This window comes from Catellatospora vulcania (assembly GCF_009720385.1).
Classification (GTDB): Bacteria; Actinomycetota; Actinomycetes; order Mycobacteriales; family Micromonosporaceae; genus Catellatospora; species Catellatospora vulcania.
Genome location: NZ_ML769305.1, coordinates 1 through 13,168, shown reverse-complemented (window position 1 = coordinate 13,168; position 13,168 = coordinate 1). Strand labels below are relative to the sequence as shown.

The following is a 13,168-nucleotide window of genomic DNA, read 5'->3' as shown; positions in this document are numbered from 1 at the left end:
AGACCACCAAACGTTTCTTGGGGAGTACGCCGAGAGCAACCCCGACGCCCTCCCGCCCGTTAGTGATCACGCCTATTGGTTCACTAACGGGGGTTTTGTGAAAATCCGTCTCCTGGTCGCCGCGCTCGCCGCGGCGATGCTCGTCCCGCTCGCCCCAGCCGTCGAAGCGTCGGCCACTCTCGGCTACGGGCGCGGCGAATGCCGTCCCGGCACGCCCGCGATCGCTCCGGCCACCCAGGTCTTCTTCGACCCGGCCCGCCCGGAGCTCGGCCCGAAGCCGCTGCCGCGCTCCGGCGTGGTCGGCCCGCTGCTGCACGGCTATCAGCGCTTCGGCGCGCTGCCCGAGGCCGACTTCGTAGCGCAGTTCCGCGACGGCGCGAGCTGGGTCTACCCGCCCAACGACGGCTTCATGAGCCACGGCGACATGGTCGACCGCAACCCGCTGGAGCTCACCGTGGGCGCCCGGCTCGACCGCTTCGGCTTCGCGGGCGGCTCCTTCCTGGCCCCGGTGCGCACGCCGTACGCCGACCGGGCGCTGCCGCCGCAGAACCTGAACACCCCGCAGGGCGCGCCGCAGGCCAACTATCACGTGTACTGCGTGGCCAAGGGGTTCACCGTGGACGCGGGCATGACCGCCCCCTGGTTCGGCCAGCCCGGCCTGGGTATGCAGTACAAGCTGATGTCTTCCTACCTGCCCGAGGCGGGCACGCAGCTGAGCGTGACCTGGCTGCTGGACCACGGCTACCTGGTCGAGGAGATGCCGGCGGTGCGCGGGTGATCCCGGATCGGCACGTGCTCGTCACCGCGCTGCTCGAAGCGGGGCAGCCGCCGGAGTCCTTCCAGGTGCCGGGCGTGCACGAGCACGTGCCGATCCCCACCGACTTCTGGTTCCTGCGCCCGGCGGGGGACCGCTGGGAGATCGGCTCCTACGAGCGCGGGGTGTACGAGGTGCGCGAGGCCTTCCGCAGCGAGTCCTCCGCGTGCACCCGGTTCTACGAGGTGATCACGGGTTTCCCCGATGAGTGACGCGGGCCTCATTTGCATGAACATGCACCGGGTCGTATGCTCATGGCGAATGTTTATGCGGAGGTAGGTATGGGAATCCGGATCGGCATCGCCGGGGCCAGCGGGTACGCAGGCGGCGAGCTGCTACGCCTCATCGCCGGGCACCCCGAGTTCGAACTCGTCGCAGCCACAGCCCACAGCCAGGCCGGCAAGCCCGTCGCGGCGGTGCATCCGCACCTCACCGGACTGGACCTGACCCTCGCCGAGACTACGCCCGAGGTCTTCGCCGACGCGGACCTGGTCTTCCTGGCCCTGCCGCACGGCGAGTCCGGCGCGGTCGCAGCGGGCCTGCCCACCGCGGCGAAGGTCGTCGACCTGGGCGCGGACCACCGGCTGCACGACGCCGCGGCGTGGACCCGCTACTACGGCGGCGAGCACGCCGGGGCGTGGACCTACGGCCTGCCCGAGCTGCCCGGCCAGCGCGAGCTGATCGCCGCTTCGTCCCGGGTCGCCGCCACCGGCTGCTACGCCGTCGCCACCACGCTCGCGCTCGCGCCGCTGCTGCACAGCGGCCTGGCCGAGCCCGACGACGTGGTCGTGGTCGCCGCCTCCGGCACCTCCGGCGCGGGCAAGTCGGCCAAAGTGCACCTGCTGGGCAGCGAGGTGATGGGGGACCTCAGCCCGTACAAGGTGGGCGCGCACCAGCACGTGCCGGAGATCAAGCAGGCCACCGGCGCGGCGAGCCTGTCGTTCACCCCGGTGCTCGCGCCGATGCCGCGCGGCATCCTGGCCACGGTCACCGCCAAGCCCACCAACTGCGACATCACCGCGGGCGTGGTGCGGGCTGTGCTCGCCGACGCGTACGGCGACGAGCCGCTGGTGCACCTGCTGCCCGAGGGAGCGTGGCCGCACACGGCCGCCACGCTGGGTTCGGCTGCGGCACACCTGCAGGCCACCGTGGATGTCGACAGCGGCCGGATCATCGTGGTCAGCGCGATCGACAACCTCGGCAAGGGCGCCGCGGCGCAGGCCGTGCAGTGCGCCAACATCATGTTCGACCTGCCGGAGACCTCCGGCCTGTCTGTCTTCGGAGTCGCACCGTGAGCGAGCGTAGCGAGCGAACCATGGCCCTCAGCGCCCATGCCGACGGCGAGCGAAGCGGGGTGCCGGCATGACGGTCACCTCCCCCAAGGGTTTCCGGGCCGCAGGTGTCGCCGCAGGGCTGAAGAGCACCGGCGCGCTGGACCTGGCACTGGTCGTCAACGACGGCCCCGACGCCACCGCCGCCGGCGTGTTCACCGCCAACCGGGTCAAGGCCGCCCCGGTGCTCTGGTCGCAGCAGGTGATCAAGGGCCGTGCGGTCAAGGTCGTGGTGCTCAACTCCGGCGGCGCGAACGCCTGCACCGGTCCGGGCGGCTTCCAGGACACCCACTCCACCGCCGAGTACGTGGCCTCCCGGCTGGGCGGCATGGGCGCGGGCCAGGTCGCGGTCTGCTCGACCGGGCTGATCGGCGAGCGGCTGCCGATGCCCAAACTGCTGGCCGGCGTCGACGGCGCGACCAAGGCACTGGCCAAGGCGGGCGGCTTCGCCGCGGCGGAGGCCATCATGACCACCGACACCCGGGCCAAGGTGGTCGAGGTCGCGACCGGCGACGGCTGGACCGTCGGCGGCATGGCCAAGGGCGCGGGCATGCTGGCCCCGTCGCTGGCCACGATGCTGTGCGTGCTCACCACCGACGCGATGGCCGGCGGCGACGCCCTCGACGAGGCGCTGCGGGAGGCGTGCCGGCTCACCTTCGACCGGATCGACTCCGACGGCTGCATGTCGACCAACGACACGGTGCTGCTGCTGGCCTCCGGCGCGTCCGGCGTCGAGCCGACGCAGGAGGAGCTGACCGCCGCCGTCACCCGGGCCTGCCACGACCTTGCCCAGCAGTTGCTGGCCGACGCCGAGGGGCACACCAAGCAGGTCGCCATCGAGGTCGTCAACGCCGACTCCGAGGAGGACGCGGTGATCGTCGGTCGGGAGATCGCCCGCAACAACCTGGTCAAGACGGCGCTGTTCGGCAAGGACCCGAACTGGGGCCGCATCCTGGCCGCGGTCGGCTGCACCGACGCTGTGTTCGAGGCCGACGAGCTGGACGTCGCCATCAACGACGTGTGGATCTGCCGGGCCGGCGCCGCCGCCGAGGACCGCAGCAAGGTGGACCTGTCCGGGGTCAAGGTGCACATCATCGTGGACCTCAACGCCGGCGACCACAGCGCCACCGTGTGGACCAACGACCTGTCCCACGCGTACGTGCACGAGAACTCGGCGTACTCGTCATGAGTCCGCAGGAGAAGGCCGCCGCGCTGGTCGCGACGCTGCCGTGGCTGACGAGGCTGCAGGGCGAGACGATCGTGGTCAAGTACGGCGGCCATGCGATGACCACGCCTGAGCTGCGCGCGTCGTTCGCGGCCGACATGGCGTACCTGCGCGCCGTCGGGCTGCGCCCGGTCGTGGTGCACGGCGGCGGCCCGCAGATCTCGGCGATGCTGGACCGGATGGGCATCGCCTCGGAGTTCAAGGGCGGGCTGCGGGTCACCACCGCCGACGCGATGAGCGTGGTGCGCATGGTGCTGCTGTCGGTCGGCAAGGACCTGGTCACCGAGATCAACGGGCACGGTACGCACGCGGTCGGGCTGTCCGGCGACGACGCGGGCCTGTTCACCGCCGTCCGCCGCGGGGCCGTCGTCGACGGCGAGCAGGTCGACCTCGGGCAGGTCGGCGACGTGCTCGACGTCGACACCGCGCTGATCGACGGCCTGCTCGCGGCCGGGCACATCCCGGTGGTGTCCACGGTCGCCCCCGACGTGCACGGCGTGCCGCACAACCTCAACGCCGACACCGCCGCCGCGGCCCTCGCCATCGCGCTCGGCGCGCGCAAACTGATCGTGCTGACCGACGTGCCCGGCGTGTACGCCAACTGGCCCGACACCGACAGCCTCATCTCCAGGATGACGGCCAAGGAGCTGGACGCGCTGCTGCCGACGCTGTCGGCCGGCATGGTGCCCAAGATGGAAGCCTGCCTGCGCGCCGTCCGGGGCGGGGTGCCGTCCGCGGTCGTCGTCGACGGCCGGGTCCCGCACTCCACCCTGCTCGAGATCTTCACCGACGAGGGGTTCGGCACGATGGTCGTCCCCGATGATTCAGACGGGCCTCTGTCATGACCTTGACGCAGCGGTGGCAGCAGTCGCTGATGGACAACTACGGCACCCCGCCGCTGGCACTGGTCAGCGGCGCGGGTTCGGTCGTGGTGGACGAGGCGGGCCGCTCGTACGTCGACCTGCTGTCCGGGATCGCGGTCAACGCGCTCGGCCACGGCCACCCGGCCGTCGTCGCCGCGGTCACCAAGCAGATCTCCCAGCTCGGGCACGTGTCGAACCTGTTCGTCGCCGAGCCGCCGGTCGCGCTGGCCGAGCTGCTGCTCGCGCTGACCGGCCGCCCCGGCAGGGTGTTCTTCGCCAACTCGGGCGCGGAGGCCAACGAGGCCGCGTTCAAACTCGCCCGGCGCACCGGGCGTACCCACGTCGTCGCCTGCGAGCAGGCGTTCCACGGCCGCACCATGGGCGCGCTGGCGCTGACCGGCCAGCCTGCCAAGGCCGACCCGTTCCGGCCGCTGCCTGGCGACGTCACGCACATCCCGTACGGCGACACCGCCGCCCTGGCCGCCGCCGTCAGCGACCGGACCGCCATGGTGATCCTGGAGCCGATCATGGGCGAGGCGGGCGTCGTGGTTCCTCCGCCCGGCTTCCTGGCCGCGGCCCGGGAGATCACCGCCCGGCACGGCGCGCTGCTGGTGCTCGACGAGGTGCAGACCGGCGTCGGCCGCACCGGCCACTGGTTCGCCCACCAGGCCGAAGGCGTCGCGCCCGACGTGATCACCCTGGCCAAGGGACTCGGCGGCGGCCTGCCCATCGGTGCGACCATCGCGTTCGCCGACGGCGCGTTCGCCCAGCGCCACCCCGGCGGCGCGGCGGCGCTGTTCACTCCGGGCCAGCACGGCACCACCTTCGGCGGCAACCCCGTGGCCTGCGCCGCGGCTCTCGCGGTGCTGCGCACCATCGCCGCCGACGGGCTGCTCGACCACGTCAAGCGGATCGGCGAGCGGATCCGCCGCGGCGTCGAGGCGCTGGGCCACCCACTGGTCGACGGCGTACGCGGAGCCGGCCTGCTGCTCGGTATCGTGCTCACCGCCCCGGTCGCCCCGGCCCTGCAGAAGGCGCTGCTGGACGCCGGTTTCATCGTCAACGCAGCCCAGCCCGACGTGATCCGGCTGGCCCCGCCGCTGATCCTCACCAGTGCCCAGGCCGACGCGTTCCTGGCCGCGCTCGGCGCGGCCCTCGACCTCGCCGCGCCCCAGCCCGTGACCCCCGCCCCGCCCGCGCAGTCCGCGATCGTCGCGCAGGCGGGTTCCCCCACCGAGACCGGAGCTTCAGCATGACCCGGCGGCATTTCCTGCGCGACGACGACCTGACCTCGGCCGAGCAGGACCAGGTCCTCACCCTCGCCCAGGAGTACGCCGAGAACCGGCGCGGGCACCGCGAGGCCCTCGACGGCAAGTCGATCGCGGTGCTGTTCGAGAAGCCGTCGCTGCGCACCCGGGTGTCGTTCGAGGTCGGCATCTCCGAACTCGGCGCGCACGCGGTCCTCATCGACGCCACGAACACGCACTTCGGCCGGGGCGAGACCATGTCGGACGCGGCCAAGGTGCTGTCCCGCTATGTCGACGCGATCGTGATCCGGACCTTCGAGGACACCCGGATCGAGGAGCTGGCTGCGGCCGCGACCGTGCCGGTGATCAACGCGCTGACCAACCACTTCCACCCCTGCCAGGTGCTGGCCGACCTGCAGACCGTCCGGCAGCGGCTCGGGCACACGCAGGGCCGCACGCTGACCTACGTCGGCGACGCGGCCAACAACATGGCGCACTCGTACCTGCTCGGCGGGGCCGTGGCGGGCATGCACGTGCGCATCGCGGGGCCGTTCGGCTTCACCCCCGACCGGGCGATCCTGGCCCAGGCCGCCGAGGTCGCGGCCCGCACCGGTGGTTCGGTCACCGAGTACATCGAGGCCAAGGACGCCGTCTCCGGGGCGGACGTGATCGCCACGGACACCTGGACCTCGATGGGACACGAGGGCGACGGGCTGGACCGGATCACCCCGTTCCTGCCGTACCAGATCAATGCCGCGCTGCTCGCCCACGCCGACCCGAATGCGATCGTGCTGCACTGCCTGCCTGCCCACCGCGGCGAGGAGATCACGGATGAGGTGATGGACGGTGCGGCGAGCGCAGTTTTCGACCAGGCTGAGAACAGGCTGCACGCGCAGAAGGCGCTGCTGACATTCCTCATGGAGCAGGTATGACCGACGGTGCTCGGCACGCAGCGAAGCGATGCGAGGTGACCGCATGACCGCACCGATGACCCGCACGGCCCGGCACGCCCGGATCGAGGAGCTGATCCGCAGCGGCGCCGTGACGTCGCAGACCCAGCTCGCCGAGCTGCTCGCGGCGGACGGCGTGCAGGTGACCCAGGCGACCCTCTCCCGTGACCTGGAGGAGCTGGGCGCGGTCAAGGTACGCGGCCGCGACGGCGCCCCCGCCGTCTACCTGATCCCCGAGGACGGCCACCCGGCCCTGCGCCCGGCCGCGATCGGCCCCGCCCGCCTGATCCGCCTGCTCCGCGAGGTCCTCAACGGCACCGACCACAGCGGCAACCTCGCCGTCCTGCGCACCCCGCCCGGCGCGGCCCACTACCTGGCCAGCGCCATCGACCGCAGCGGCCTACCTGACCTCGTGGGAACCATCGCCGGCGACGACACCATCTTCGTCGTCGCCCGCGACCCCGCCGGCGGCGAAGCCCTAGCCGCCAAGTTCGCCACCTGGGCCGGCCTCGACAACACCCCCGACGACCTGGTCGTCATAGAAGAAGACCTCACCTGACCACCCCCGCGCGCTTGACCCCGTTGATCATGAACTTATGGCACGGTTCGACGGCGTGTCATGGCCACAACTTCATGATCAACCAATTGAGACGAAGGACGGAACAGAGATGACCCGGCTCTGGGGAGGGCGGTTCGCGGACGGACCCGCCGAGGCGCTGGCACGGCTGTCGGTCAGCGTGCACTTCGACTGGCGGCTCGCGCCGTACGACCTCGCCGCCTCGCGCGCCCACGCCCGCGTGCTCGCCGCGGCCGGCCTGCTCGACCCGGAAGAGCTCGGGAAGATGCTGGCCGCCCTCGACGACCTCGACGCCGCGGTGGCGACCGGCACGTTCCGGCCCACCATCGAGGACGAGGACGTGCACACCGCCCTCGAACGCGGCCTGCTGGAGCGCCTCGGCGCGCTCGGCGGCAAGCTACGCGCCGGCCGCTCCCGCAACGACCAGGTCGCCACCGACCTCCGGCTCTACCTGCGCGACCACGCCCGTGACCTGGCCACCCGCATCGCCGAGCTGGCCGACGCGCTCACCGAGCAGGCCGGCCGCCACGTGGACACGCCCGCCCCCGGCATGACCCACGTGCAGCACGCCCAGCCAGTCACCTTCGGCCACTGGCTGCTGGCCCACGTGCAGCCGCTGCTGCGCGACCTGGACCGGCTGCGCGACTGGGACGAGCGCACCTCGGTCAGCCCGCTCGGAGCGGGCGCGCTGGCCGGCTCCGGCCTGCCGCTCGACCCCGGCGCCGTCTCCAAGGAGCTGGGCTTCCGCACCTCGTTCGCGAACTCCATGGACGCCGTCAGCGACCGCGACTTCGTCGCGGAGTTCCTGTTCATCACCGCGCTGCTCGGCGTGCACCTGTCCCGGCTGGGCGAGGAGGTGGTGCTGTGGACGTCGTACGAGTTCGGCTGGGTCGAGCTGGACGACGCCTTCGCCACCGGCTCGTCGATCATGCCGCAGAAGAAGAACGCCGACATCGCCGAGCTGGCCCGGGGCAAGGCCGGCCGCCTCATCGGCGGGCTGGTCAACGTGCTGACCATGCTCAAGGGCCTGCCGCTGACGTACGACCGCGACATGCAGGAGGACAAGGAGCCCGTCTTCGACGCCGTCGACACGCTCAGCCTCGTGCTGCCCGCGCTCGCCGGGATGATCTCCACCATGACGGTACGGGTGGACCGCCTCGCCGCGTCCGCGCCGGTCGGCTTCTCGCTGGCCACCGAGGTGGCGGACTGGCTGGTCCGCAAGGGCGTGCCGTTCCGCGACGCGCACGAGATCACCGGGCAGCTGGTGGCCCTGTGCTCGGTGCGCGAATGCGAACTGCACGAGGTCAGCGACACCGACCTCACCACGGTCAGCGAACACCTGGACCCGTCGGTCCGCGACGTGCTCACCGTGAAGTCGGCCCTGGCCGCCCGCATCACACCCGGCTCGACCGGCCCCGGCCCCGTCGCCGACCAGCTCGCCTCGGTCGTCGAGCAGCTCAAGACCTGGCACGCCTGGGCCGACGAGTCCGTCGTCCCTCGCTGACCGGTCTCACCGATCGGTCTCACTTGCCGGTCTCTTGCCGGTCTCGCTTACCGGTCTCGCTTACCGGTCCAAGATCGCTGTTTGCGGTCATGATCTGTGCTCCTACCGCAGATCATGACCGCAAACGCCGATCTTGACCCGTGGGCCGGTCCAGGCGGGCGCCCGACTGCCGCGCGGGGCGGGTCAGATGCGGCCGTATGCGCGTAGGGTCCGCAATCGCTCGACGGCGACCAGGCCCTTGGCAGCCCGCTCGGCCAGCGGCCAGGCCTGCGCGTCGACCTCCGCCCAGCTCCAGGTCAGCGGCCACGACCCGTCCGGAAGCTGCTTGCTCAGCACATAGTCGAGATTCGCCTCGATCGACGCGGGATCCACCGCCGCCGACAGCGGCGAGTCGGGCGTCTGCGCCACGTCCAGCGGCTGCAGCAGGTACTCCGTCCACGCCTCGGGCCGGTTCTCCACGAGCCTGGCCGCGGCGCGCCGCATCGCGGCGACCGCCCGCAGCCGGGCCGCTTCCGGCAGGTTCCGGGCCTGGACGAACAGCTCCGCTGCGGTCAGGTCGCCGCGGTCCAGGCCACCGGCCCCCTCGGCCCGGCCCTCCAGCCGCGTCAGCACCGTCTCGGTCAGCTCGCCCAGCAGCGCGGGCGGCACCAGCTCCCGGTACTCCCACAGCGCCCCGGCCAGCCCCGCCGTCGGGTTGAGCACGCAGTCGCCGAACGTGCTCCCGATGTCCGCATACGTCCACCACGGAGCGCGGGGGGAGTCCTCCGTCTCCGGCGGCACGATCCACCAGCGCCGCCCCGCGGCGTCATAGGTGTCCAGCAGATAGCCGACAGCCCGGCGCACCAGCGGCTCCTCGACGCCCGCACGGATCTCGTGCAGCACCGTGCACGCGCACCAGGTCGCCACCGCCGAAGACACGGGGGTACGCAGATCCGGCTCCAGCGCGTGCCCGAACCCGCCGTCGTCGTTCTGGTACGACACCAGCTCGTCGAGCACCGCCCGCGCCGAACCGGACTCGAAATGAAAGCGCAGCCGGGCCCGGTCCAGCGGCCGTCCCTGCTCGTACACGAACTGCGCTGCCCGCGTGAAGACAGTCGACATCCGCCGATGTTCGCGTACGGGTACGACAGCAAGGATTTTGCATTCGGGCCGAAGGCGGCGTTCCCTGGTGACGTGGACGACGCACCCGACTACTCGCTGCTCGACGCCCCCGCCTCGCACGTCACCGACATCGCGCGCGGCCTGCTGGGCTGGGGGCTCGAAGCCAACGGGGTCCGGATCAGGATCACCGAGGTCGAGGCGTACGCGGGCGTCGGTGAGGATCCCGCCTCGCACAGCCACCGGGGACCCACCGCGCGCAGCTCGGTGATGTTCGGGCCGGCGGGTGTGCTCTACGTGTACTTCGTCTTCGGCATGCACTGGTGCCTGAACGTGACCGCGGGCCGCGAGGGTGAGGCCGCGGCGGTGCTGCTGCGCGCGGGCGCGGTCGTCGGGGGAGTGGACCTGGCGCGCGAGCGCCGCGGCCCCGTCGCCGACCGCGAGCTGGCCCGGGGGCCAGCGCGGCTGGCGACGGCGCTGGGCATCGACGGGTCCGCCAACCGCACGTCGTTGCTCGACGGCACCGGCCCGGCGCGGCTGCTCCCGTCGGCCGACCGGGTGCCGGCGGAGGCGATCCGATCCGGCCCGCGCGTGGGTGTGGCCGCCGCGCACGACCGCCCGTGGCGCTTCTGGCTCGACGGCGACCCGTCCGTGAGCCCGTACCGCCGCCACACGCCGCGCCGCCGGAGCGCCACACCCCCCACGGCATAGACGCTGGCCTATTACGTCGACTGAAACGAGATCAAACTCGACGTAATAGGCCAGCGTCTATGAACGGGCGGGGCGGGGCGGGGCGGGCGGGGCGTGGCGCACCGGGAGGTCGGGGTGGGACGAGGTTCGGGCGGGATCTACGCAGGTTCGGGGCGGAGGACCGCGCCGACGCCTTCGTCGAGCCGCACCTCGCTCGCGTTGACGATGATCAGCTCGGCGTCGTTGAGCACCGCGGCCCGGACCAGCGCGTCCTCGGCGCGTACCGGATGGGCGCGGGAAGCCCCCAGCTGCCGCAGCCGCTCCTCGCTCGCCGACAGGTCCGCGGGCGAGTCGCCGATCCACACCCGGGCCTTGGCCAGCGCGGTCGGATCCAGCAGCAACGCCTCGACCTGCCGGTTCTCGAACGCGGCCAGGGTGTCGGCGACACCGCACGCGGCCGGCTCGGCGGCGCTGTCGGGCAGCGGCTCGCCGTCGCGCTTGGCCAGCAGCGGTGTCACGTGCGGCAGGGGGGCCATCTCGGCACTGTCGGTGCACAGCGGCTCCGGCATCGCCTCGGAGTAGTGCACGCGGCCCTGCGCGGCGAAGACGGCCAGGCCGTGCCGCTCGCGCGGGCGCTGGTACTGGGCCAGGGCCCCTTCCAGCGCCAGCAGCGTGGGCTCGTCGATGCCCTCTTCCAGCAGCGTCTCCCGGGCGGCCCGCCAGCGCAGCTTCAGTGCCGCGGCGGTCGCCTCGGTGTGATCGGTCCCGTCGATGTACAGCGACGCCCACGGACCGGGGATTTCATACATGGCGCGAAGAAACGACAGTTCCATGTCCGCGCTATGCCCGCGGCCCGACCGCGGCAACCGCGCGATCATGCCATGTTCGCCACAGGCCTGGGCCGTCGGCAGGGAAACCGGCTGTCGGCCGGTCTGCCCGGTGCGCGACAATCGACGGCGTGACGGACATCCTCGAAGATCTGCAGTGGCGTGGCCTGCTGCAGGACTCCACCGACCTGGACGAGCTGCGCAAGCACCTGGCCGAGGGGCCGGTGACGTTCTATGTCGGGTTCGACCCGACCGCGCCCAGCCTCCAGGTCGGCAACCTGGTGCAGGTGCTGACCGCGCGCCGGCTCCAGCAGGCGGGGAACATTCCGGTCCTACTGGTGGGCGGCGCGACCGGCCTGATCGGCGACCCCAAGGCCGAGGGCGAGCGCTCGCTCAACTCCGAGGAGACCGTCGCCGGCTGGGTCGACAAGATCCGCCGGCAGGTCGAGCCGTTCTTCGACTTCGAAGGCGCCAACGCGGCCCGCATGGTCAACAACCTGGACTGGACCTCGCCGCTGTCGGCGATCGAGTTCCTGCGCGACGTCGGCAAGCACTTCCCGGTGAACCAGATGCTGGCCCGCGAGGTGGTCAAGGCGCGGCTGGAGAGCGGCATCAGCTTCACCGAGTTCGCGTACCAGATCCTGCAGTCGCACGACTTCTTCCAGCTGCACCAGCGCCACGGTGTGACGCTGCAGCACGGCGGCTCGGACCAGTGGGGCAACATCATCGCCGGGGTCGACTTCAACCGGCGCAAGGGTGTGCGCGGCGTGCACGCGTTCACCACCCCGCTGATCACGCGGGCGGACGGCACCAAGTTCGGCAAGAGCGCCGAGGGCATGTCGGTCTGGATGGACGCCGCGATGACCAGCCCGTACGCCTTCTACCAGTTCTGGTTCAACGCGGCCGACGCCGACATCGTGAACTACCTGAAGGTGTTCAGTTTCCGCTCGCGCGCCGAGATCGAGGAGCTGGCGCGGGAGACCGCGGAGCGGCCGTTCGCGCGGGCCGGGCAGAAGGCGCTGGCCGAGGAGCTGACCACGCTGCTGCACGGAAAGGATGAGTGCGAGCAGGTCATGACGGCCTCGCAGGCACTGTTCGGCCGCGGCGCGCTGACCGACCTCGCGCCGTCGACGCTGCGTTCGGCGCTGGCCGAGGCCGGCCTGGTCGAGGTCGACGAGCTGCCGAGCGTGGCGGTGCTGTTCAAGGAGTCCGGCCTGGCGGCGAGCCTCGGTGAGGCGCGCCGTGCGGTCGCCGAGGGCGGGGCGTACGTCAACAACGAGCGCATGACCGACGCCGACGCTCCGGTGTCCGCGGACCTGCTGCTGCACGGCAAGTACCTGGTGCTGCGCCGTGGCAAGAAGACCATCGCAGGCGCTGAGCTGCGGAAATAGGCTGTTGACCATGATGTGACGCGGGACGCGTCCCCCCGATTTGCGGGCGGCGGCGCGTCCCGCGTAATGTTCTCTCTGCCAGCGCGGAACGGACAAAACAGCCGAGACCAGAAGGTCGGAGCAAAGAGGCCGGAGCGCACCGGGTGGGGCCGATTTGATCGGCCGAAACCAACCGGGTATGGTTATCGAGCCGGTGACGAGCCGGGCGGATGAGCTCGCCGAGAATCTTCTCGGAGGAAGCCGTCGGCCGGGTCGCTGGTTCTCCTCGACCTCGTACGGACCTCAGCGGTTCAGCGTGTTCGGGGTGTCCAAACGGACGAGCCGGACAGATCCGAAAATTCGGATTTGACACGGAACGGCCGGATGGGTAGGCTGGATGAGTTGCCCCGGAGACGGACAGGGAGACCTGAAAGTCGCGGTGTGTGCTTGTTCTTTGAGAACTCAACAGGGTGCTATTTAAGCCAAGTGCCAATTATTGGCCATCCCGGCTTGTGTCGGGGTGGTTGCTTTGGTGATGGATTCGGATTCGGACATTAATTTGTCGGGGTTTGATCTTTTGCCGGGTTTTTGAATTCTTTTTGGAGAGTTTGATCCTGGCTCAGGACGAACGCTGGCGGCGTGCTTAACACATGCAAGTCGAGCGGAAAGGCC

The 13,168-nt window shown here is 71.2% G+C and carries 13 protein-coding genes and 1 rRNA gene; 12 read left to right on the top strand and 2 right to left on the bottom strand.

From position 1 onward, the window contains the following. The first annotated feature begins 97 nt into the window (after window positions 1-97). The 9 genes from F6W97_RS11970 (at window position 98) to argH (ending at window position 8,511) form a co-directional block, all read left to right on the top strand. Window positions 98-778 carry a TNT domain-containing protein gene (locus F6W97_RS11970; protein ID WP_230686611.1) on the top strand — a complete coding sequence of 227 codons (681 nt, stop codon included), beginning with the start codon at window positions 98-100 and terminating at the stop codon, window positions 776-778. Beyond that, entirely contained in the window at window positions 775-1,026 is a 252-nt protein-coding gene (locus tag F6W97_RS11965) for a hypothetical protein (RefSeq protein WP_155370347.1), read from the top strand. Before F6W97_RS11970 ends, F6W97_RS11965 begins: the two co-directional genes overlap by 4 nt. A gap of 69 nt (window positions 1,027-1,095) precedes the next feature. Continuing rightward, a complete protein-coding gene (argC, locus tag F6W97_RS11960; protein ID WP_155370346.1) occupies window positions 1,096-2,109 on the top strand; it encodes an N-acetyl-gamma-glutamyl-phosphate reductase in 1,014 nt (337 codons plus the stop codon). Window positions 2,110-2,176: 67 nt separating this feature from the next. Further along, a complete protein-coding gene (gene argJ, locus F6W97_RS11955; protein WP_155370345.1) occupies window positions 2,177-3,334 on the top strand; it encodes a bifunctional glutamate N-acetyltransferase/amino-acid acetyltransferase ArgJ in 1,158 nt (385 codons plus the stop codon). Next, window positions 3,331-4,215, top strand: coding sequence for an acetylglutamate kinase (argB, locus tag F6W97_RS11950; RefSeq protein ID WP_155370344.1), 885 nt, complete (start codon window positions 3,331-3,333; stop codon window positions 4,213-4,215). The genes argJ and argB overlap by 4 nt, the downstream gene beginning before the upstream one ends. Beyond that, the gene (locus tag F6W97_RS11945) at window positions 4,212-5,489 is read left to right on the top strand and encodes an acetylornithine transaminase (protein WP_155370343.1); all 1,278 of its coding nucleotides are present in this window, start codon (window positions 4,212-4,214) and stop codon (window positions 5,487-5,489) included. Before argB ends, F6W97_RS11945 begins: the two co-directional genes overlap by 4 nt. Continuing rightward, window positions 5,486-6,412, top strand: coding sequence for an ornithine carbamoyltransferase (argF, locus tag F6W97_RS11940; protein WP_155370342.1), 927 nt, complete (start codon window positions 5,486-5,488; stop codon window positions 6,410-6,412). Before F6W97_RS11945 ends, argF begins: the two co-directional genes overlap by 4 nt. Before the next feature lie 43 nt (window positions 6,413-6,455). Further along, on the top strand, window positions 6,456-6,989 hold the full coding sequence (locus tag F6W97_RS11935) for an arginine repressor (protein WP_155370341.1): 534 nt from the start codon (window positions 6,456-6,458) through the stop codon (window positions 6,987-6,989). 109 nt (window positions 6,990-7,098) lie between these two features. Continuing rightward, window positions 7,099-8,511, top strand: a complete 1,413-nt coding sequence (gene argH, locus F6W97_RS11930) for an argininosuccinate lyase (RefSeq protein WP_155370340.1) — start codon at window positions 7,099-7,101, stop codon at window positions 8,509-8,511. Between the two features lie 183 nt (window positions 8,512-8,694). On the opposite strand, the gene F6W97_RS11925 is transcribed toward argH, so the two are convergent. Further along, on the bottom strand, window positions 8,695-9,612 hold the full coding sequence (locus tag F6W97_RS11925) for a prenyltransferase/squalene oxidase repeat-containing protein (protein ID WP_155370339.1): 918 nt from the start codon (window positions 9,610-9,612) through the stop codon (window positions 8,695-8,697). A 6-nt stretch (window positions 9,613-9,618) separates the two neighbouring features. Here F6W97_RS11925 and F6W97_RS11920 point away from each other — a divergent pair, with 6 nt between their 5' ends. Beyond that, on the top strand, window positions 9,619-10,320 hold the full coding sequence (locus tag F6W97_RS11920) for a DNA-3-methyladenine glycosylase (RefSeq protein WP_155370338.1): 702 nt from the start codon (window positions 9,619-9,621) through the stop codon (window positions 10,318-10,320). A 137-nt stretch (window positions 10,321-10,457) separates the two neighbouring features. Here the strand turns inward: F6W97_RS11920 and F6W97_RS11915 are convergent, their stop codons facing one another. After that, window positions 10,458-11,108, bottom strand: a complete 651-nt coding sequence (locus F6W97_RS11915; RefSeq protein WP_155370337.1) for a hypothetical protein — start codon at window positions 11,106-11,108, stop codon at window positions 10,458-10,460. Window positions 11,109-11,248: 140 nt separating this feature from the next. On the opposite strand from F6W97_RS11915, the gene tyrS reads away from it, so the two are divergent. Both tyrS and F6W97_RS11905 read left to right on the top strand, forming a co-directional pair. Beyond that, the gene (gene tyrS / locus F6W97_RS11910; protein WP_407924571.1) at window positions 11,249-12,517 is read left to right on the top strand and encodes a tyrosine--tRNA ligase; all 1,269 of its coding nucleotides are present in this window, start codon (window positions 11,249-11,251) and stop codon (window positions 12,515-12,517) included. A gap of 575 nt (window positions 12,518-13,092) precedes the next feature. After that, window positions 13,093-13,168: ribosomal RNA gene (locus tag F6W97_RS11905) — 16S ribosomal RNA — on the top strand; the annotation flags it as partial.